The organism is Verrucosispora sp. NA02020, from assembly GCF_013364215.1.
Lineage (GTDB): Bacteria > Actinomycetota > Actinomycetes > Mycobacteriales > Micromonosporaceae > Micromonospora.
The window spans coordinates 2,104,978-2,125,511 of the sequence record NZ_CP054923.1 but is presented as its reverse complement, the minus strand read 5'-3'; the positions used below and the strand labels follow the sequence as shown (position 1 = coordinate 2,125,511).

Here is a 20,534-nt window from a genome sequence, read left to right as displayed (position 1 = left end):
AGGTCGGATGAGACGACGAACCGTTTCGTACACCGCCCCGGAGGAGCCGCTCGACGGCTCGGACTCCGACCCCGGGGCCGCCCCGGTCGGCCGGGCCGCACCACCGCCCGAGCCGCCGAGGCTCCAGACCGAGTTCTCCTTCGAACTCCCCCGGGGTTACGTCGACGAGGCGGGCACCCTGCACCGGCACGGCACCATGCGGCTGGCGACCGCCCGCGACGAACTCGGTCCGCTGGTCGACCTGCGGGTCAAGGACAACCCCGCATACCTGTCGGTGGTGCTGCTCAGCATGGTCGTCACCCGGCTGGGCACGATCACCGACGTACGGGCCGAACACGTGGAACGGCTGTTCGCCTCGGACCTGACCTTCCTCCAGGACTTCTACCGCCGCATCAACGCCGAGGGGCACACCCGCGCCGCGGTCACCTGCCCGCACTGCACCTCGGACTTCGAGGTGGACCTGGCCGGTGGTCGCCCGGGGGAATCGTGACGTACGCGACCGACCGGCTCTACGAGGAGGTCGCGTACGTCGCCTACCACTTCCACTGGTCCCGCGACGAGATCCTCGACCTGCGCCACGACGAACGGCGGCGCTACGTCGCGGAGATCGCCGCCATCAACACGCGTGTCAACGAGGGGCGGTGATCGACGATGGGCGTACGCGACCTGCTCCGGCGGTGGCGCGGAGCGGACCGGCCCGACCCCCTCGCGGTCGACCCGACCCCGGTCGCTGACCCGCCCCCCGCAGCGGTTGTCGACGGCCGGGGCTGGCGGAGCGTACCGCCGATGGACGGCCTGGTCACCGGCGTCGAGATGCCGATCAGCGACCCGGTCGGGTTCCGGCACCGGCTGGCCACCTGGCAGGACCCCACCGCCCGACGTCCGCTGCACCACCTGGTCAGTCCCGACGCGCCCAGTGGGCTGGCACACGACCTGCTCCGCCCGGTGCCCGCGACGGCGGCGACGCCGGTCCGTGCCACCGCCTCCCCCCGGTCCGGGCAGCACCCGGCCACCGCCGGTCCCGCCCTGCCGGTGCAACGCCACGCCGCCGCCGGTTCCCCGGCCGCTCCGGGTCCGGCGCTCCCGGCGGACCTGCGGACACCGTCGGCCTCCGCCACCGGTTCGCCGCCCGGAGCGGACGGTCCGTCGCCCGACGGCCCGGCCCGGACGCCGGCCACCGCCGTGGCGCCCCGACCGGTCCGCCCCGCCCCGGCCCGCCGCGCCGGTACGCCGTTGACGCTCGCCCCGGCCACCACGCCACCGCGTCGAGTGCCCGCCCGGCAGTCCGGCCCCACCGACCTCGCCCGAACGCCCGTCACCGCCTCCCGGTCCGGCCCGGACTCCACCGGCTCCGCCGCACCGGCTCCCGGCACCGCCGCGCGCACCGCCCCCGCCGTGCCCCGCTCGGCCACACCGACCTCCGCAGCACCGGCCTCCGCCTCGCCGAGGACTGCCGCGCCGACCGGCACCGCAACGACCAGCACCGCAACGACCAGCGTCACACCGACCACCGTCGCGCCGACCGCCGCCTCGTCGACCAGTGCCGCGTCGACCAGTGCCGCGTCGGCCCGTCTCGCTCCGGTGCCCCGCGCGTCGACCGACCGCGCCCCGGCACCGACCGCGCCGCGCCACCACGACCCGCTGCCCGCCGCCGCGCGGACCGGAGGCGTCCCGGTGCAGACCGCGCCGGCCCGTCGGGACCTGCCGACTGCCACGTCGACCGCCAGCGGCGCGCCCTCACCCGCCCCCTCCGGCGGCGGCGCGCCCTCGCCCACACCGACCGGCAGCGTCTTCGTCTCGCCCGCGTCAACGGGCAGCGCCTCGACGTACCCCGCGCCGGCCGGTGCTGCCTCGGCACCCACCGCGCCGTCCGGTAACGCGCCGGCCCCCGCCGCACCGGTCCGCCGCGACCCGTCGACTGCCACACCGACCCGCCACGGCCCGCCGTCTGCCCCGTCGGCCGGGTCTGCCCCGTCGATTGGGTCGGGCCCGTCGATTGGGTCGGGCCCGGTCTCGCGGGAGCCCCGGGTCGGTGGTGCTCCCCCGCGAATCGGCCTCGGCGAGCCCGTCGTGATGCCGGCGCCCGATCCGGACGCGCCACCGGCGGTGCTGTCCGCGCGTCGTCCCGCCCCGGACCAGCCACGGCCCCGGGCAGGGGGGCGAGGCTCCGGTGCCGCGCCGTCCGGCACGACCGGCGGCACCCCGGCACCCGCCGTACAGCGGTCCACGTCCGGCCACCATGGAGGTTCGGCGGCCGGCACCGTTCCGGCCGCGCCCCGAGGCGGCGCGACACCACCGGTGCACCGGCACGGCGGCCCCGCCGTACGCGCCGGGGCCGGTCCGCAGTCCCCGACCGCCGCACCGGCCGACCGGACCGTGACCGGCCGACCGGAAACCGATCCGGCGGCACGGCCACCCGGTGCGGGAGCGTCGAGGTCGGAAGCCGGAGCGGGGCCGTCCGGCCCGGGTCGGTCACCGCTCCGGGAGGTACCGGCGGGTCGGAGCGGTCCGCCGGTACCTCCCCCCCACCCGCCGGTGGGCCTCGGGACGCCGCTCGCCCCGGACGCGCCCCCACCACGGATCGTGGCCCGGCCGGTAGCCGCCACGTCGGCCCCGCCCCGGCAGGCCACCGCCGATCCCTCGCCCCGCTCCGGCGGCACCGCCCACCGTCCGGCACCGCCGGCGGTCTCCGCACCGGCCGCGATCACGCCGTCGGCGGGCACGGCCCAGGTCCGCCCACACGGCACGTCACCGGCGGCCCGTACGTCCACGGACATGTCCCCGGCACACCCGGACCGTCCCGGCGGCGCACAGCAGGCCACGCGCCCCGTGTCGTACCCCGCCGAGCCGTCCGCTCCGGCGGCGGCCGGGCGACCGCGCCCCGGATCGCCGACCGTCGTGCCGGGGACGCCGGTCGTCCGACCGCACGCCCCGGTCGCCGCCTCGACGACGGCAGGGGGTCCGACGGCTCCGGGTGCCGGTCCGGCGCCGACGCGGGCCGGTGCGACGGACGGAGCACCCGGCCCGACGCACCGGCGGGCGCGTCACGCCCCGCTTCTCGGCGAGCGGCCCCTGACACCGGTCCTGCAACGGTCCGGGCTCGGCGCGGCGCCCCGACGCGGCCCGGACCGAACGCCGACCGGAGCCCGCACCTCGGCCGGACCGGCGGTGCCGGTCCGCTGGACGCGGTCACCCGGCGGCGGACCGGCGACCACGACCAGCCGAACTCCGGCGAGCACCAGGGAGGCGCCCACGATGGCGGCACCAGTCGCACCAGTCGCCGGCCACGGCACCCGGACCACTGCGGCCACCGCGCCGCCCCCGGGCCGACCACCGGCCCGACAGGTCGCCGGACCGAGCCCGGCACCCTTCACGGTCGCCGCGTCGGTGCCCGCCGGCCCGGTTCCGCGCCCGGTCGTGACCCGCGCGGCGAGTACCAGCACGTCCACCGGCACCGCGGCACCGGTCCAGCGCACCCCGCGCGGCAGCACGTCGACGGCGCCGCATCCCGCCCGGACGGTCCAACGGACCGGACCGGTGACGGCCGGCTCCTCGACCGCCACCCGTACCGCGACGGCCGCCGCCGGCTCGACCGGTACGACCCGGGACGCCACCACCCAGACGGGGCGCGACGGGGGACGCGAGGACCGCGACAGCGCCGAACGGTTCCACCACCTCGACCGGCGGGCCCTGGACGAACTCGCCCACCGCCTCGTCGAACCGATCTCCCGGCTGCTGCGGACCGAACTCCGACGGGGACGCGAACGCTCCGGCCGGTGGCTGGACGGTGGGCGGTGAGCGACATCGATCCCGGCACCAGCGTCCACTTCCGGCTCCGCATCGACGGCATCGACCTCGGCGACTGGAACTCGTGCGACGGGCTCGGCTGCGAGGTCGAGGTGGAGCAGCACCAGGAGGGCGGCAACAACGGCTTCGTCTGGCAACTGCCGTCGCGGGTGCGCTACACCAACGTCACCCTCACCCGACCGCTGATCCCGGACACCGCCAAGGTGGCCCGGATGCTCGCCAAACTGCCGCAGGGCGTCACCCGGGGCACCGCCCAGATCGCGGCGCTGCGGCCGGACCGGGCCCTGCTGGTCCAGTGGGGACTGGCCGATGTCGTCCTGGTCCGCTGGACCGGCCCGTCCTTCGATCCGTCCCGGTCGGAGACGGCGACGGAGAGCATCGAACTCGCCTACCACGGCTTCCTGGAGGTGGGCTGACGTGCCGACCGGCAAGGTCTCCGCGTTCCTCCAGCGCTACAACCCACCGCTGGGCGGCGGTAACCGCCCCGGCGGGTCGCTCGGCGGCCCGATCACCTTCATGTTCAACCCGAACGAGCTGACGTTGACCAAGTCGGCCTCCTGGATCCCACACGTGGTCCGGGGCGCCGAGCAGGTCGGCATCCCGGAGTTCACCGGCTCGGAGCCGCGCAGCCTCGCGCTGACCGTCTTCCTCGACGTGACCGACACGCACAGCCGTACGGTGCAGCAGCGGGTCGAGAGCCTGCTCTCCTGCTGTACGCCGACGACCGCCAGCATCGCGGCGAAGGCGCCCTCGCCACCGTGGGTGAAGTTCACCTGGGGTCAGTTCCAGACCGTCTCGTTCTACTCGTACGTCAGCCAGGTCACCGCCACGTACACGCTGTTCGACAGCTCCGGGACCCCGTTGCGGGCGACCTGCGCGGTGAACCTGACCGAGATCAGCGGCAGCAAGCCGGCCCAGAACCCGACCTCCGGCACCCGGTCGGCGCGCCGCGTGCACCGGGTGGTGGACGGCGACTCGTTGCCGCTGCTGGCCCATCGTGAATACGGGGACCCGACGGTGTGGCGGGTGATCGCCGAGGCGAACGAGATCGACGACCCGAGCCGGCTGCCGCCCGGCACCGAGCTGCTGTTGCCCGCCCCCGACGAGGTCCCCGCCGCACTGTCCCGGGCACCCGTCGGGTCCGGCTCCGCGACGGAAGGCAGGTAGCCCGTGCCCACCGGAACCCTCACCAACATCCTCAAAATCGGCCTGCCCTCGGCGGAACTCCCCGACCCCTGGCCGGACGAGTTGGCGTACGGCTGCGTCGAGGACGGCGTCAACATGCCGGCGGTGGCCACCCTGCGCTACCGCGACCCCGGTTCGCTGCTGGTGCAGAAGGTCGGCATCACGATCGGCCAGCAGGTGACCGTGGCGGTCCGGCCCGGTGACCGCAACGGCGAGACCGCGCTGTTCACCGGCGAGGTGGTCACCGTCGAGACGGAGTTCGACGGCACCGGCACGTACACCACGATCCGGGCCCTGGACCTGTCACACCGGCTGCGGCGCGGCCGGCGGGTGGCCCGCTACCTCAACCGGAAGGCGTCCGACATCGCCCGGGAGCTGGCCCGGTTCGCCGGCCTGCCGATCGGCCGGATCGATCCCACCACCGTGGTCTACGAGGTGGTGGCGCAGCCCAACGTCAGCGACTGGGAGTTCCTCCGGATGCTGGCCGCCGACAACGACGCCGAGGTGGCGATGGTCGACGGCGAGTTCGAGTTCCGCCGGCCGGTCCGCGCCGCCTCCGCCCCCGGCCCGCAGACACCCGCCGAACGCAGCGACTTCGTGGCGGAGGTGAACGGCAACGTGCTCACCATGCACGCCACCGTCACCTCGGTCGGCCAGTTCACCGACGTGGAGGTACGCGGCTGGGACCGCCGTACCCGCCAGCCGGTGATCGGCCGCACCCGGGTACGCGACAGCGACGAGGTGCGGCTGCCGGTGACCGCAGGCGAGGTGGCGGAGGGGTTCGGCACCGCCGAGATGCTGGTCGCCGACGTGCCGTACGAGACGGCGGCCGAGGTCGACACCGTGTCCCGCTCACTGGCCGCCCAGGTGGCGACCGGCTTCGCCGAACTCGAGGTGGCGGTCCGGGGCAACCCGCTGCTGCGCACCGGCGTGCCGTTCACGCTCAGCGGCGTCGGGAAGCCCTTCGTCGGCAAGTACACGGTGACCGCCAGCCGACACGTCTTCGGACCGGCGCGGTTCTACGAGACCTGGCTGACGGTCAGCGGCGCCCAGGACCGGTCGCTCGGCGGCCTGACCGGGGGCACCCCGGCGGCGCTGCGGTCACGGATGCCGGGGCTGGCCATCGGCGTGGTCACCGACGCCAACGCCACCCGTGACCGCAACCACCCGGAACGCCGGGACCGGGGCTGGGTCAAGCTGCGCTTCCCCTGGCTCGACGACGAGTACGAGACCGACTGGGTCCGCACGGTGCAACTGGGCGGGACCGGCGGCGGCGGGGTCTGCTGCCCCGAGGTCGGCGACGAGGTGCTCGTCGGGTTCGAGCAGGGACTACTCGACCGGCCGTACGTCATCGGTGGGCTCTACAACGGCGTCGACCAGCCGTCGCCGCACGACGGGCCACTCGTCGACCCGACGAGCGGGGCGGTGAACCGGCTCTCGTTCGCCTCCCGTCAGGGCCGGGCGGCCGGCGGGCGGACCACCGGCAACTGGGTGGAACTGCTCGACGGGCCGACCGTCGCCGCAGCGGCCCAGGGGGTCCGGCTGCGGACCCAGAGCGGCACCGACAACCTGCTGGTGCACCTGGACCGGGCCGGCACCTCGGTGATCGTCCGCAGCGACGGCAGCGTGGTGATCGAGGCCAAGACCGACCTCACCGTCCGGGGCACCGGGGGTGTCTCGGTCGAGTCGAGCGGGCCGGTCTCGGTCACCGGTCGGGGCGTGTCGGTGGACGCCGGCGGCGGCGAGCTGAAACTCACCGGTGGCAGCGTGTCGATCTCCGGCCAGATCGTCCGGATCAACTGAGGAGGGAAACGCGATGCCAGCAGCAGCCCGCGTCGGGGACAGGATCGGCCACGGCGTACCCACCGGAAGCGTCGGCCCGCCCGCCGCAGGTCTGCCCGGGGTGCCACCGCCGACGCCCGGTCCCCTGCTCGGCGTGGCCAGCGTGCTCATCGGTGGCCGACCGGCGGCGGTGGTCGGCACCGTGTGCACCTGCCCGGTCCCGCCACCGCACCTGGTCCTCGGCCCGGGCAACGTGGTGATGCCCAGCCCGCCACGGGCGGGCGGGCTGGTGCTGATCGGCGGCTTCCCCGCCGCCCGGGTCGGCGACCGCACCACCTGCTCGGCGACGATCCTGACCGGTGCCCTGAACGTCACGATCGGGGGCTGAGCGAGGTGGCGGAGCAGTTCATCGGCGCTGGATGGGCGTTCCCGCTCCGGTTCGACGCCGGTGGCGGGATCGCACTGGTCAACCGGGAGCGGGAGATCGTCGAGGCGATCCGGCTCATCCTCGGCACCGCCCCCGGCGAACGACCCATGCGCCCCGAGTTCGGCTGCGCCATCCACGACTACGTCTTCGCGCCGGCCGACGAGAACACCGCCGGGCAGGTCGCCTTCGAGGTACGCGCCGCACTCGACCGCTGGGAGCCCCGGATCGAGGTCACCGACGTCCTCGTGGGCTTCGACGAGGTGACCGCCGGCACCCTCTACATCGACCTGCGGTACGTGCTGCGCGGGACCAACGATCCCCGCAACCTGGTCTTCCCGTTCTACGTGATCCCGTCGCACGACGGGGCCGAGGTGGAGGCGACGTACTGATGGTCCTGCCCGCACCCCACCTCGACGACCGGCGTTTCCAGCACCTCGTGGACGACGCCAAACGCTTCATCCAGCAGCGCTGCCCGGAGTGGACCGACCACAACGTCTCCGATCCGGGGGTCACGCTGGTCGAGGCGTTCGCGCAGATGACCGACGAGCTGCTGTACCGGTTGAACCGGGTGCCGGAGAAGAACTACCTGGCCTTCCTCGACCTGATCGGCGTACGCCTCTTCCCGCCGACCGCGGCCCGGGCCGCGCTCTCCTTCTGGCTCGCCGCCCCGCAGGCCGAGACGGTGCTGCTGCGGGCCGGGACCGAGGCCGGCACGATCCGCACCGAGACGGAGGAGGCCATCGTCTTCGCCACCGTCACCGACCTGGCGATCGTGCCGTGCGAGCTGGCCCACCTGCGCGTCCACCCCGCCGACGGCAAGGCCGCCGACCGCACCGAGCAGGTACGCGACGGCCGGGACGTGGCCTGCTTCGGCACCCCGCCCACGGCCGGCGACGCGGTGCTGTTCGGCCTGGACGCGGCGGTCCCGTCCTGCACGGTGGTGCTGCGGCTGGAGAGCCGGGTCGAGGGCATCGGCGTCGACCCCCGGCAGCCGCCCGTGCGCTGGGAGGCATGGGACGGCGCGCGCTGGACGGAGTGCGAGGTGGACAGCGACTCCACCGGTGGACTCAACCGGCCCGGAGACGTGGTGCTGCACGTACCCGCCGGACACACCACCTCCACCGTCGGCGGCCAGCGGGCCGGCTGGCTGCGGTGCCGGCTGGTCGCCGCCGAACCCGGCCAGCCGTTCTACTCGGCGTCCCCGACGATCCGGGCCGCGACGGCCTTCACCATCGGCGGCACCGTCGAGGCGGTGCACGCCGAGACGGTGGTGGGTGAGTTCCTCGGCGAGTCCGAGGGGGTGCCGGGGCTGCACCTGCGGGTGGCCCGCCCGCCGGTGCTCCCCGACGACGAGCCGTTCGTGGTCGAGGTCTCCGACGGCACCGGCTGGCAGGAGTGGACCGAGGTGGACGCGTTCGGCGCCACCGGTCCGGACGACCGCTGCGTGACCGTGGACCGGACCACCGGCGAGGTGGCGTTCGGGCCGGCGGTCCGGGAACCCGACGGAACGCTGCGCCGCTACGGCGCGGTGCCGCCCAACGGCGCCCGGCTGCGGGTCCGGCGCTACCGCACCGGCGGTGGGCGGCGCGGGAACGTGGCCCGGGGCGCGATCTCGATGCTGCGCAGCTCGGTGCCGTACGTCAGCCGGGTGGAGAACCGGGAGGCCGCCCTCGGCGGGGTGGACGGCGAGTCGGTGCAGAGTGCCCGGCAGCGGGGCCCGGTGCAGTTGCGGGCACAGGACCGGGCCGTCACCGCCCGGGACTACGAGCTGATCGCCGGGCAGGCCGTGCCGGCCGCCGCCCGGATCCGCTGCCTGCCCGCCGGGGACGGCGCCGACTCCGGCGGCGTACGCCTGCTGGTGGTGCCGGAGGCGGTCGCGGACGCCGGTGAGCAGCTTCGCTTCGAGCAGCTGATCCCGCCCGACGACATGCTCGCCACCATCGCCGCACACCTGGACGCGCGGAGGCCCATCGGCGTACGGCTCAGCGTGGAACCGCCCTTCTACCAGGGCGTCACCGTGGCGGTCCGGTTGACCGCCCGGCCCGGTGCGACGGCCGGGCGCATCCGGACGGCGGTGCTCGACGCGCTCTACGGCTACCTCAACCCGCTGCGCGGCGGCCCGGACGGGACGGGCTGGCCGTTCGGGCGGCCGGTGCAGGCCGGCGAACTCTTCGGGGTGCTCCAGCCGCTGCCCGGCGTCGCGTTGCTGGAGGAGGTCCTGCTCTTCCCCGCCGACCCGCTCACCGGCCGACGGGGCACGGCCACGTCCCGGGTAGACCTCGACCCGCACGCGTTGGCCTTCTCCTACGAACACCAGGTCCGGATCGAGGAACGCTAGGTCCGCCCGGACCGGAGAGGGGTGTCCCATGCGCGGCACGGTGGCGGGTCTCGGCACACCGCATCCGTTCGGCCGCCGGCTGCCGGCGATCTACGCCACCGACGAGGTGGCCGGTCGGTTGCTCGCCGCCTTCGACGAGGTGCTGGCGCCGGTGCACGCGACGCTGGACAACCTCGCCGCCTATCTGGACCCCCGGCTGGCTCCGGCCGACTTCGTCGACTGGCTCGCCGGTTGGGTGGCGGCCGAGACGGCACCGGGCTGGACGCTGACGCAGCGCCGTGAGGCGGTCGCCGGTGCGGTGGCGCGACACCGGGTACGCGGCACCGCGCAGGGCCTGGCGGAGCAGGTGCAGATGATCTTCGGAGTCCGGCCGGAGATCACCGAGAACGGTGGCACGGCCTGGTCGTCGACATCCGGTGGGCCGCTGCCGGGTACGGCGACGCCCGCCCTGACCGTGACGGTGCGGGTCGCCGAGCCGGACCGGGTGCCGCTGGACGCACTACGCGCCCTGGTGGAGGCGAACCGGCCGGCGCACGTACCCTGCACGGTCCGGGTCGTCGCCGGCGGGCAGCCGGCGGAAGGCGACGACGATGGAGCGCTGTGAGCGGTGCGTACCGGCCGAACCCGGCAGCGCCTTCTGCGGGGTCTGCGGATCGTTCCTCGACTGGGAACAGTCCGCGGACGCGCCCCCGCCCGTCCGGCCGTCGAGCACGCCCCGTTCCGGCCCGACCGCGCCCGACCCGGGCACCGGTGACGGCCCCGGCGACCCGACGCCGTGGTTCGACGCACCGGACCCCGACACCGCGCAGTCCCCGGCCGCCGACACCGCCACCGCGCACACCCGTTCCCCCGGGACCACCGCCGACGACACCCGTTCCCCCAGAAGCGGCGCCGACGACGCCCCGGCGGCCGGAACGACCCCGGGGACCCCGGCCGGCGCGCCGGCCCCGGCGACCACGGTGGACGCGTGGGCAGCGACCGCCCCGGCGGCCGAGCAGGCCCCGGCGGAGGTGGTGGAGGCGGTCCAGCCGGCCCGCCCGTCGACCCGCCGGCCCGTCGTCCGGGAACGCCCACCGTCGACCGAGGACGATGCCGGCGACGTCGTCTGCCCGGTCTGCGGGACCGGTAACCCGCCGGGCCGCAGGTTCTGCCGACGGTGCGGGAGCGCCCTCGACGCCCGGACCGGCCCGTCCGGACGGGAGTCGTGGTGGCGTCGCCTGCGCCGAGCCGTGCTCCGGGCCGCGAACTGGATGTTCCGGCCCCGCTCCGGCGTCGCGGGTCTGGTACGCCGCCTCGCCGCCCTGCTGCTCGTCGTCGCCCTGCTCGCCGGGCTCGCGTACGGCGTGACACGCTTCGGTCCCCAGGCCGGCGACGCCGTGCGGGACCGGCTCGCCGACCCGCAGCCGGTGAGCCCGGTGTCGGTCCAGGCGTCGAGTCAGGCGGGCGGTCACCCGGCGGAGGCGGTCGTCGACGGACTCAGCAACAGCTACTGGTCCCCCACCGCCGAGGGCACCGGTGCCGGAGAGTACGTGGAACTCACCTTCGCCTCCCCGTTCCGGCTGCTCGACCTGATCGTGCACTCCGGCGTCTCGGCGCAACGGGACGTGTTCCTGCGGCAGGCCCGCCCGGCGGTGCTGGAACTGATGCTCTGGACCGGCGGCGGCACCTCGGAGACCCGGACGCTCCAGCTCGGCGACCAGGCCGGCCCGCAGACCTTCCACCAGGTCGTCGACGACGTGGTGCGGGTACGTCTCACCGTCCGGGAGAGCTACGGCAGCGCCGCCGGCCGTCGGACCGCCATCGCCGAGGTGGAGTTCTTCCGCCGCCCCTGAGCGTGCCGCGTCGCCCCGCACGGCACCCCGATGCCCGTGCGGCGCTCAGGCCGCGCGGGGCCTCAGGCCGCGCGGGCCGACTCGGGCACCCCGAGCGTGCGCAGCACCCGGTCGTACGCGCAGCGCGTCCGCGCCGCCGCAGCCGTGTCCCCGGAGCGCTGGTGCGCCTCGGCCAGCACCCGCCACGCGTCGTCCCGGAACCCGTCGATCTCCAGCCCGCGTCGGGCCGCCGCAGCCGCCCCGGCGAGATCGCCCGCCTCCAGTTCGCGCGCGGCGAGTGTCGCCGCCGCCTCCGCCGCCAACGTGCGGTAGCGGTCCCGGTCGGCCACCACCCACTCCGCCGGCCCGTCCTCCGGCAGCAGGTCACCGGTGTACTGGGCGAGGGCCTCCCGCAGGGCCGCCGTCGCGACGCCCCGCTGCCCCGCGCCCACGTCGCGACGCCACACCGCCACCGCGTGCTCGAACGACCGCACGTCGCAGCGGGCGGTGCGCGGCAGGTCCAACAGGTACGACTCGCCGTCCCGACGCACGAACCGGGACTCGCCGCGCCGTACGCCCGGTTCGAGGAACGCCCGCAACGTGGAGACGCCGACGTGCAGGTTGCGGATGCCGGACCCGACCGGCAGCTCCGGCCAGAGCGCCGTCAGGATGGTCTCCCGGTGTACCGGCCGACCACCGTGGGCGGCCAGGAAACGCAGCAGTGCGCGGACCCTCGGCCGTACCGTCGTCCACTCCAGCCGCCGCCCCGGGATCTCCAGATGGAACCCGCCGAAACAGCGGACCACGAGCGGTGCGGCGTCCGACGGCTGCGCAGCGGTCGACCCCGGTTCCTCGACCGCCCGTCCCCGGAGCGGCTGATGGCTCGAATACCTCATCTTCCGGAACTCCTCCGTCCCCCATCGGTCGCCGTGCCCACCACAGATGCTGCGCCGATCACCGCGCGTAGACATCAGTCAGTTGACGCATACCGATCTCGGCGGCGTCACAGGGTCAGGACTCGGCGCCGGAGACCGCCTCCCGGCGCAGCGCCTCGCGGGCGATCTCGACCCGGCTCCGCACGCCGAGTTTGCCGAGGACATGCGAGATGTGGGTCTGCACGGTACGCCGTGACAGGTACATCTCCCGGGCGATGTCCGGTGTGGACCGCCCCTCCGCCACCAGCGCGGTCACCCGCGCCTCGGTCGGGGTGAGCGCCTCCCAGCCGACCTGCGCGCGGGCCGGCCGGGGACCCCGGACACCCCGACGGACACCGAGACGCCGCAGCCGCCGCTCGGCCCGGCGCACGTCCCAGACCGCGCCGAGGCCGTCGTACCCGTCGACCGCCTCGCCCAGCAGCGTCCTCGCCTCGGCCGCCGAGCCGCGCCGGGCGAGTACCGCCGCCAGGTCCTCCAGCGTGCCGGTCAACTCGACCGGGGACCCGACCGAGCGGTAGTACGCGACCGCCTCGCGCAGCGGTGCCGGATCGTCCTCGTGCAGCCCCTGGCACCGGCGCAACGCCGCCGCGGCCCGACCCGGCCGGGACTCCGCCGCGGTCTCGGCCCGGCACGCCTCCACCGCCGCCCGGGCCGCCGCCGCGTCGTCGGCCGCCACCGCGAGCCGCACCAGCTCGGGCGTCCACTGGTGGAGCAGGGTCATCTCACCGGGCCCACGGTCCAGGACCACCGACAGCTCCGCCAGCGCCCGCGCCGGATCCCCGGCCTGCTCGGCGGCGAGCGACCGCGCGGCCAGCAGGAAGTCGCGATTCTCCCGGTCGGCGACGGTACGCACGGGAAGCTCCAGACCGGCGCGTAGGTGCGCGGTCGCGACGGCGGTGTTCCCGCGACGCCCGGCGATCACCGCGGCGACGCCGTGCCAGAGCAACGCCGGCCCGCGCTCCCGCAGCCCGGAGTACGTGATCGCCGTGCTGTCCCGTTCGAGGCCGTCGAGTTCGGCGAGCGCGTCGTCCCAGCGACCGAGCCAGTACAGCAGCACGGCGGCAGTGAGCGTCGAGACGCCCCGACCGGGCCCGCCGTCGCGCTGACCCAGGTCGCGTGCCCGGCACAGGGTCTCCTGCGCCGCCGGCCACCGGTCGAGGTTCTGCAGACTGAAGATCCGGCCGTCGAAGGCGAACGTCCGCAGGTCGGCGTACTCGGGTGCGTCGCCCAGCACGGCCAGCGCCCGGTCCGCGTAGTCGAGGGCGGCGACGTGGTCGCGGCGGACCGAGTGGGTCAGCCACAGGTCGGTCAACGCGTACGCGACGGCGAAGGCGTCCCCGGCCTCCTCCCCCACCCGCAACGCCTCCCGGGCGGTGCTGTCCGCCGTACCCAGGTCGCCGTTGCTCGCCCGGTTGACCATCGACAGCGAGGCCAGCAGGCGGGCCTGCCACACCGCCGGTATGCCCGGCCGGCGCAGCGCCGTACCCAGCACGTCCAGCGCCTCCTCGTTGCGCCCCTGGCCGAACAGCGTGCGGGCCAGGATCGAGGACATCTCGGCCTGTTGTCCCGGCCCGGTCGGCAGCGTCAACGCCGCCCGCGCCCGGGCGGCGGCCTCGGAGTGACGCCCGGCGTCGAGCAGCACCCGGGCCAGCTCCACCGAGAGCACCGCCTGGTCGGCCCGGTCGAGCGGGCTCACCGACAACTCGCGGTGCAGCAACTCCACCGCGATGTCCGGGGCACGGGCCGCCAACGCCGGTGCCGCCTCGACCACCCACGTACGGGTCCACTCGTCACCGGTGTGCCCGGCCGCCAACAGTTGCTGGGCCACCCGCAGCGGCTCGGCGCCGGCACCCGCCAACGTCCGCGCCGCCTCGCAGTGCAGCGCCGCACGCAGCGCCGCCGGCATGCTGTCGTAGAGCGCCTGCCGGATCAGCGGATGCCGGAAGGCGAGTTGGTCGCCGACGCCGACGACGATCCCGGCGGTGACCGCGTTCTGCAGCCCTTCGGCCAGGTCCGACGCGGTCCGGCGCAGCACTGCGGCAAGGTCGGTGACGGCGAACTCGCCACCGAGCAGCGATGCGGTCCGCAACATCTGGGCGGTGGCCGCCGACACCACGCTGAGCCGGTCGGTCAGCGCTGCCGCGAAGGAGGCGGGCACCCGGTCGAGGGCGTCGTCGGAGAGTTCACCGCCGCTCGGCACCGCACCGGCGGTCTGCTCCCGCGCCAGGGCGTCGAGCAGTTCACGCAGATAGAGCGGATTGCCCATGGCCCGCCCGAGCAGACGGTCCAGGCCCGGTCCGGGTGGCGCGCCGAGGACCCCGGTGGTCATCGTGCGGACGTCGTCCGGGCTGAGCGCGCCGAGCGCCAGCAGCGTGCCGCCCCGGCGCAGGGTGGCGGCCCGCAACGTCTGGACGTCCTGCCGGGTCGGCACCGGACGGGTGGCGCTGACCAACAGCAGCGGAAGCTCCTCGACCGCGAGGGCGAGCCGGTGCCACAGCATCAACGACGCCTCGTCGGCCCATTGCAGGTCGTCGAGGACGAGCACCGTCGGGCCGTCCGCACACAACTCGTCGACCAGCGACACGAGCATTTCCGTCGCCGTACCGGCGATGTCGTCGGCAGCGAAAAGCCCTGGCCGACGGTCCCGCAGGAACACGGCGATGCGTGCCCGGCGCGGATCCGGCGAACGCGGCCGGACCTGGAGACAGTCCAGCATCACCCGCAACGGAAAGCGGTGGGACAACTGGTCGGCAGTCCCCCACAGCACCTCACGGCTGCCGCCCTCCCGGGCAGTCAGACCGGCTGCGACCAGGGCAGACTTACCGATGCCCGCCTCGCCCTCCACCCACAGCACCGACCCACGGCCCTGGCCGGCGGCCTCGGCGGCGGCGTGCAACACGGCCAGTTCCTTTTCCCGTCCGGCCCAGACAGTTGGCAGATCAACTGGAAACATGGCGAATGCACCCGAACGGAATGGACCGCGAAGCGACGCGCATCGGTGCATATTAGCCGACCGTCACGCCCGAACATGACCACGAATTGAACACCGAGAATGTGGCTCGCATTTCCTGGGCTCGCTTTTCCCACCGCGACCGCATCCGTGCTGCGTACCACCCCCGGCGGGCACGCCCCCACCGCACCGTCCCCCGCGCCGCACCACCCCGCACCGATCCACCCCCTCGCCCGGATGCCTCCCGGCGGGCGGGGACGCGACACGACCACGGGGGGATGACGGGGCCAGCCGGTCACCCGAAGACGAACCGGCCCGCTATCAGGATCTGATAGCGGGCCGCTCGAACTGCGATCGATGGTGGGCGATACTGGGTTTGAACCAGTGACCTCTTCCGTGTCAAGGAAGCGCGCTCCCACTGCGCCAATCGCCCGTGCTGTTGTTACACCGAGGTGGGGACGGGATTTGAACCCGCGTACACGGCTTTGCAGGCCGTTGCCTCGCCTCTCGGCCACCCCACCGAGGTTGCCCCCGTCACGCGTGGCGGCAGCTCCGAGCGGACGACGGGATTCGAACCCGCGACCCTCACCTTGGCAAGGTGATGCGCTACCAGCTGCGCTACGTCCGCACGTCTCCGGTTTTCCGGTGACGGATGAGAACTTTAGCCGAGCGGTGGAACGGTTGCCAAATCGGGCCCCACCCGGCGCGCCCGGTTCCGCCGTGCGGCAGACCGCGCCCCGCGAGCTTCCTAGGAGCCTGCACTGGTTGCTCCTGATCGCGGCCGATGGTGGAGGGCCGCGCAAGAGCAGGACCGCAGCTCGGTAGACGGCCCGGGACGGACGTCGCGAGTGTCCGGGTTCCGACTGTCGCAAGCCGGATCACCAGGGGTTTGGTGACACGCCGTGTCCGTCTTGATGGGCTACGGTGACGGACGTGACGAGACGTGCGGCCGAGATCCGCCTGGATGCCCTGCTGCGCACCGCTTGTGACGTGATCGTGCAGCGGGGGCTGGCGAACACCCGCACGGCGGACGTGGCGCAGGCCGCCGGGGTGAGCCAGGCCCTGGTCTTCTACCATTTCGCCACCAAGGAACGCCTGCTCGCGCAGGCCTTCGCGTACGCGGTCGAACAGGATCTGGCCCGGCTGGACACGGTGACCCGGTCCAGTGCCCCGCCGCTGACCAAGCTCCGTCGCATCCTCCGGCTCTACACTCCTGCCGGTCGACCCACCTCCTGGTCCATGTGGATCGACGGCTGGTCGGAGTCGCTGCGTACCCCGGAGTTGGAGAAGGTCTCCCGCAAGTTGGACCTGCGGTGGCGGCAGGACCTCGCGACGGTGATCTCCGACGGGGTCCGCGAGGGTGTCTTCGAGTGCACCGACCCGGCAGGCGCGGCCTGGCGGATCAGCGCGGTCATGGACGGCCTGGCGGTCCAGCTCGCGGTGCACGACCGGGTGATCTCCCGACGGCAGTTCGCCGAGTGGGTACGCCTGGTGACCGCCCGGGAACTGGGCCTCGATCCGGCGCAGCTCGACTGAGCCCGCACCGCACCGACCACCAGGCCGTCTCCGGCACCTGGCGAACCGCCGTCGGAAGCGGTCGGCGACGACGACAATGACGCCATGGATCTGCTCGAGGTGTACCGACGCAGTCTGGTGGAGTTCACCGACCGGGTGGAACAGGTCGGCGGTGGGCAGTGGTCGGCGGTGACCCCGTGCCCGGGGTGGGACGTCCGCACCCTGGTCAACCACGTCGTCGGTGAACAGCGCTGGAGTGTCGCGCTGCTCGCCGGCCGGACCGTCGCGCAGGTCGGCGACCGGTACGACGGCGACCAGCTCGGTGACGATCCGGTCGTGGCGGCGCGTGACGCGGCGGCACAGGCCGAACTGGCCGCCGCCTCCCCCGGCGCGCTGCACCGCACCGTGCACCTCTCGGCCGGCGACACGCCCGCCGAGGAGTACCTGCACCAACTGCTCGCCGAGCATCTCGTTCACGGGTGGGACCTGGCCGTGGCGATCGGCGTCGACCCGAGGATGGACGCCGACGCGGTCGCCGAGTGCGCCCGGTGGTTCCGCCGCGCCGTCGGCGACTACCGGAGCAACGGGCTGGTGCACGACCAGGTCGACGTCTCACCGCAGGCCGACGAGCAGGACCGGCTGATCGGCGCGTTCGGCCGCGATCCCGGCTGGGCACCGTAACCGCCCGCCGCACGGCGTGACGAGTACGGCGGCCGGCGCGGGAGATCCCGCGCCGGCCGCACCCCCGGTGTGTGAAGTACGCGAGCGGTCAGCCCAGCCGACCACCGTCACGGGGTACCGTCCGCCAGCGCTGGCGCGGCCCGGGTTGCCGCTCCCAGCGGTCCGCGGCGCTCACCGAGACGCCGTCGGCGGGTACCGGTTCCGGATCCTTGGTCAACTGCCGCAGCCGCATCAGCAGGCCGACGCCGAGGAACAGCAGCAGCCCACCGAGCAGGAAGGCGACCTCGGTCAGGCCGAGCCCCGCCCCGGTCTGCGAGACGTTGCCGGCGGCTCCGGCGTCCGGCGCGGCGGCTCCGCCACCGGCGGCACCGGCATCGACCCTCTCCCCCGGTCCCTCCTCCGGCGGGTCCTCCGTCGGCTGCGGCTCCAGTTCCCGCGGCGACTCCGACGGCGTCGCCCCGGTCGGGTTCGGCGCCGCCGTCGGCCGGGCCGCCCCCTGGCCGCCGACCACGTCGCGGGTCGCGGTCTGACGGGACAGCAACTGCAGGTTCTGGTCGTACGCCTCGACGGCGAGCTGGACCTGCCCCTGGTCGGCGTTCCGGGCGAACGCGATCCGGTACTGGGCGGTCACCGTACGCCCCGGACAGAGCGTGCCCGGGTCGAGTTGCCGGTCCGTCAACCGGGCCGCGTTGCCCTCGGTCCGCACCTGCACCGGGAACGAACCGTTCTCCTCGATCCGGTCGATCCGCACCTGGTCCAGCCGTACGCCCTGCACACCGACCACCATCGACCAACGCACCTTGATGCAGCCGCCCTGGTCGGAGCGGGACACCACGGCGGAGACCGTCTCCACCCGCCCTCCGGCGGTGAACCGGTCCGGCAGGCCGCTGAGTTCGGTGGCGAACGCCGCCTGTGCCGGCGCGGACATGGCCAGGTGCACACCGGTGACGCAGGCCAGTACCACCCCGATCCGTAGCGTGTTCCGCCACAGCCTTCTCACGATCTGTCCTCCTGTTGGTCGCCTCCATCGGCCACGCTATGAGGGCCGGGCGCCAGCCGGTAGACGGGCGTGTTCGCACGTGGTGTGAAGCAAGATGCCCCTTTTCACGTACGGTATTGAACCGGTCACGCGACACCCGCGACACGCCGAACAGGGTCACGATGGACAATCACCGGGTGTCCGCTCTCTCCGCCGCCTTCGTCCAGTTGCACGCCCGGCTCGGTCCCGTCGCCTTCGTCCCCGAGGTACGGCTGCACCAGGCGGACGAGCCGATCGGCCTCTGGGAGCTGACCGAGGGTGAGTTCCGCAGCGACCGGCCGCCGCCGTTCTGGGCCTTCGCCTGGGCGGGCGGTCAGGGCCTCGCCCGGTACGTCACCGACCACCCGGACCTCGTCGCCGGCCGGCGGATCCTCGACTTCGCCTCCGGCTCCGGCCTGGTGGCGATCGCCGCCGCCAGGGCCGGTGCCGCCGCCGTGCGCGCGGTGGAGGTCGACGAGCTGGCCGTCGCGGCGGTCGCGCTCAACGCCGAAGCCAACGGGGTACGCGTCGACGCCGAACTCGGCGACGTCCTCGATCGGGACGCCGGGGACGCCGAGGTGGTGCTCGCCGGCGACGTGTTCTACAGCGAGGCGATGGCCAACCGGGTCCTGCGGTTCCTGCTGCGCGCCGCCCGGTCCGGGGCCACCGTGCTGGTCGGCGATCCCGGACGCGCCTTCCTGCCCCGGGACCGCTTCGACGAGCTGGCCGCCTACGACGTGCCGGTCAGCGAGGCGCTGGAGAGCGTACGGGTGAAGCGCACCACGGTGTGGCGGCTGCGCGCGGGACGGCCGTCGGCGGCCCGCTAGCGTGACGCGGTGCTGTTCCGCGCCTGGGAGCAGGCCCCGGAGGCGACCGCGAGCGCCGGGGCCGGTGCCGCCATGGCCGATGCCCGGGGAGCCGGGTCCGCCGGAGCCGGTGCGGGGGCGGGTGTCGACCCGGTCCGGGTCGTCGACCACGTGGGTGTCGCCCATCTGCTGGTGACCCGGCACGCGCTGGTGCGGCAGGTGCTGACCGACCCGGTGACGTACCGCCCGGACAACGCCCTGGACGCAGTGACCCCGATCCCGGTGGCCGCGCTGCGCGTCCTCGCCGCGCACCGGTTCCGGTTGCCGCCCACGCTGGCCAACAACGGCGGGGCCGACCACCCGGGGATCCGCGCGCTGGTCGCCGACGCGCTGCACCCGAGGCGGGTGGCCGAGCAGCGGGACTGGCTCGCCGCGCTGGTCCGCCGACGGGTGGCCGGTCTGGACGCGACGCTCGACGAGGGCGTGCACGTCGACCTGCACGCCGCGCTCGCCGCCGACCTGCCGCTGCTGGTCCTGGCCCGGCTGGTCGAGTTGCCCGACGCGCCGGTGGCGGCGGTGAAGGAGTTCGCCCGCGCCGCGCTGGAACTGTTCTGGGCACCCCTGGACGCCGACCGGCAGCAGGCCCTCGCCACCGAGGTGGGTCGCTTCCACCGGGTGCTGCGCGAGTTCGCGGTCACCGGCGGCGGGCTCGCCGCGTCGTTGCGGGACGCCGGGCACCCGCCCGACGTGGTGGTCGGCGCACTGTTCTTCCTGCTGGTCGCCGGCCAGGAGACCACCTCGCAGTTCCTCACTCTGCTGATGCACCGGCTGATCGGGGAACCGACCGTGCTCGCCGGGCTGCGCGACGGCACGGTGGCCGTCACCGACGTCGTCGAGGAGGGGCTGCGACGGGAACCGCCGATCGTCACCTGGCGGCGGGTCGCCGCCGTGGACACCACGCTGGGCGGGACGGCGGTGGCGGCGGGCACCAGCATCGTGCTCTGGCTGGCTGGTGCCGGACGCGACCCGGCGGTCGTCGAGTCACCGGACGGGTTCCGGCCGGGGCAACGCGGGTCACGCCGGCACCTGGCCTTCGGCGCGGGCGTACACCGCTGCGTGGGCGACCAACTCGCCCGGATGGAGGCGGCGACCGTGGTGACCGAGGTGGCGCCGCTGCTGGCCCGGGTCCGTGTGCTCCGCGCACCCCGCTACCCGGACAACCTCACCTTCCGGATGCCGGACGCCCTGGTCGTGACGCGCGCCCCGCTCGGTTGATCTC

18 protein-coding genes and 3 tRNA genes are annotated in these 20,534 nt (G+C 74.5%); 15 read left to right on the top strand and 6 right to left on the bottom strand.

From position 1 onward, the window contains the following. Nucleotides 1-7 precede the first annotated feature (7 nt). The 11 genes from HUT12_RS09335 to HUT12_RS09285 are packed head-to-tail and all read left to right on the top strand — an operon-like array spanning nucleotide 8 to nucleotide 11,371. Entirely contained in the window at nucleotides 8-490 is a 483-nt protein-coding gene (locus tag HUT12_RS09335) for a hypothetical protein (RefSeq protein ID WP_131054090.1), read from the top strand. Further along, nucleotides 487-645 carry a DUF6760 family protein gene (locus HUT12_RS09330; protein WP_162854369.1) on the top strand — a complete coding sequence of 53 codons (159 nt, stop codon included), beginning with the start codon at nucleotides 487-489 and terminating at the stop codon, nucleotides 643-645. The genes HUT12_RS09335 and HUT12_RS09330 overlap by 4 nt, the downstream gene beginning before the upstream one ends. Before the next feature lie 6 nt (nucleotides 646-651). Then, a complete protein-coding gene (locus tag HUT12_RS09325; protein WP_176093120.1) occupies nucleotides 652-3,798 on the top strand; it encodes a hypothetical protein in 3,147 nt (1,048 codons plus the stop codon). Next, nucleotides 3,795-4,223 (top strand): phage tail protein, encoded by a 429-nt coding sequence (locus HUT12_RS09320; protein ID WP_131055016.1) that lies wholly within the window; start codon nucleotides 3,795-3,797, stop codon nucleotides 4,221-4,223. Before HUT12_RS09325 ends, HUT12_RS09320 begins: the two co-directional genes overlap by 4 nt. A 1-nt stretch (nucleotide 4,224) precedes the next feature. Continuing rightward, nucleotides 4,225-4,974 carry a LysM peptidoglycan-binding domain-containing protein gene (locus HUT12_RS09315; RefSeq protein ID WP_217705965.1) on the top strand — a complete coding sequence of 250 codons (750 nt, stop codon included), beginning with the start codon at nucleotides 4,225-4,227 and terminating at the stop codon, nucleotides 4,972-4,974. Between the two features lie 3 nt (nucleotides 4,975-4,977). Beyond that, on the top strand, nucleotides 4,978-6,795 hold the full coding sequence (locus HUT12_RS09310) for a VgrG-related protein (RefSeq protein WP_176093118.1): 1,818 nt from the start codon (nucleotides 4,978-4,980) through the stop codon (nucleotides 6,793-6,795). A gap of 13 nt (nucleotides 6,796-6,808) precedes the next feature. Then, nucleotides 6,809-7,162, top strand: coding sequence for a PAAR domain-containing protein (locus HUT12_RS09305; RefSeq protein ID WP_176093117.1), 354 nt, complete (start codon nucleotides 6,809-6,811; stop codon nucleotides 7,160-7,162). Between the two features lie 5 nt (nucleotides 7,163-7,167). After that, on the top strand, nucleotides 7,168-7,590 hold the full coding sequence (locus HUT12_RS09300; protein ID WP_176093116.1) for a GPW/gp25 family protein: 423 nt from the start codon (nucleotides 7,168-7,170) through the stop codon (nucleotides 7,588-7,590). Then, complete coding sequence (locus HUT12_RS09295) at nucleotides 7,590-9,539, top strand: putative baseplate assembly protein (protein WP_131055026.1); 1,950 nt, start codon at nucleotides 7,590-7,592, stop codon at nucleotides 9,537-9,539. The genes HUT12_RS09300 and HUT12_RS09295 overlap by 1 nt, the downstream gene beginning before the upstream one ends. A gap of 28 nt (nucleotides 9,540-9,567) precedes the next feature. Further along, nucleotides 9,568-10,143 (top strand): phage tail protein, encoded by a 576-nt coding sequence (locus tag HUT12_RS09290; RefSeq protein ID WP_176093115.1) that lies wholly within the window; start codon nucleotides 9,568-9,570, stop codon nucleotides 10,141-10,143. Beyond that, nucleotides 10,130-11,371, top strand: a complete 1,242-nt coding sequence (locus tag HUT12_RS09285; protein ID WP_176093114.1) for a zinc ribbon domain-containing protein — start codon at nucleotides 10,130-10,132, stop codon at nucleotides 11,369-11,371. The genes HUT12_RS09290 and HUT12_RS09285 overlap by 14 nt, the downstream gene beginning before the upstream one ends. Nucleotides 11,372-11,433: 62 nt before the next feature. Here HUT12_RS09285 and HUT12_RS09280 read toward each other — a convergent pair whose 3' ends face one another. The 5 genes from HUT12_RS09280 to HUT12_RS09260 form a co-directional block, all read right to left on the bottom strand. Further along, nucleotides 11,434-12,246 carry a BTAD domain-containing putative transcriptional regulator gene (locus HUT12_RS09280; protein ID WP_161595076.1) on the bottom strand — a complete coding sequence of 271 codons (813 nt, stop codon included), beginning with the start codon at nucleotides 12,244-12,246 and terminating at the stop codon, nucleotides 11,434-11,436. Nucleotides 12,247-12,361: 115 nt separating this feature from the next. Continuing rightward, on the bottom strand, nucleotides 12,362-15,238 hold the full coding sequence (locus tag HUT12_RS09275) for an AAA family ATPase (protein ID WP_303393478.1): 2,877 nt from the start codon (nucleotides 15,236-15,238) through the stop codon (nucleotides 12,362-12,364). Nucleotides 15,239-15,593: 355 nt separating this feature from the next. Further along, nucleotides 15,594-15,668 (bottom strand) — tRNA-Val (locus HUT12_RS09270). Between the two features lie 17 nt (nucleotides 15,669-15,685). After that, nucleotides 15,686-15,756, bottom strand: a tRNA-Cys gene (locus HUT12_RS09265). A 34-nt stretch (nucleotides 15,757-15,790) separates the two neighbouring features. Then, nucleotides 15,791-15,863, bottom strand: a tRNA-Gly gene (locus HUT12_RS09260). Between the two features lie 305 nt (nucleotides 15,864-16,168). On the opposite strand from HUT12_RS09260, the gene HUT12_RS09255 reads away from it, so the two are divergent. After that, entirely contained in the window at nucleotides 16,169-16,771 is a 603-nt protein-coding gene (locus tag HUT12_RS09255; RefSeq protein ID WP_131056437.1) for a TetR/AcrR family transcriptional regulator, read from the top strand. Nucleotides 16,772-16,855: 84 nt separating this feature from the next. Then, nucleotides 16,856-17,431 (top strand): TIGR03086 family metal-binding protein, encoded by a 576-nt coding sequence (locus HUT12_RS09250; RefSeq protein WP_176093112.1) that lies wholly within the window; start codon nucleotides 16,856-16,858, stop codon nucleotides 17,429-17,431. Nucleotides 17,432-17,519: 88 nt separating this feature from the next. On the opposite strand, the gene HUT12_RS09245 is transcribed toward HUT12_RS09250, so the two are convergent. Then, nucleotides 17,520-18,431 carry a hypothetical protein gene (locus HUT12_RS09245; protein WP_176093111.1) on the bottom strand — a complete coding sequence of 304 codons (912 nt, stop codon included), beginning with the start codon at nucleotides 18,429-18,431 and terminating at the stop codon, nucleotides 17,520-17,522. Nucleotides 18,432-18,607: 176 nt separating this feature from the next. On the opposite strand from HUT12_RS09245, the gene HUT12_RS09240 reads away from it, so the two are divergent. Further along, nucleotides 18,608-19,276: a methyltransferase gene (locus HUT12_RS09240; RefSeq protein ID WP_131057145.1), complete on the top strand. Its 669-nt coding sequence runs from the start codon at nucleotides 18,608-18,610 to the stop codon at nucleotides 19,274-19,276. Nucleotides 19,277-19,285: 9 nt separating this feature from the next. Beyond that, entirely contained in the window at nucleotides 19,286-20,530 is a 1,245-nt protein-coding gene (locus HUT12_RS09235; RefSeq protein WP_236146016.1) for a cytochrome P450, read from the top strand. The last annotated feature ends 4 nt before the right edge of the window (nucleotides 20,531-20,534 follow it).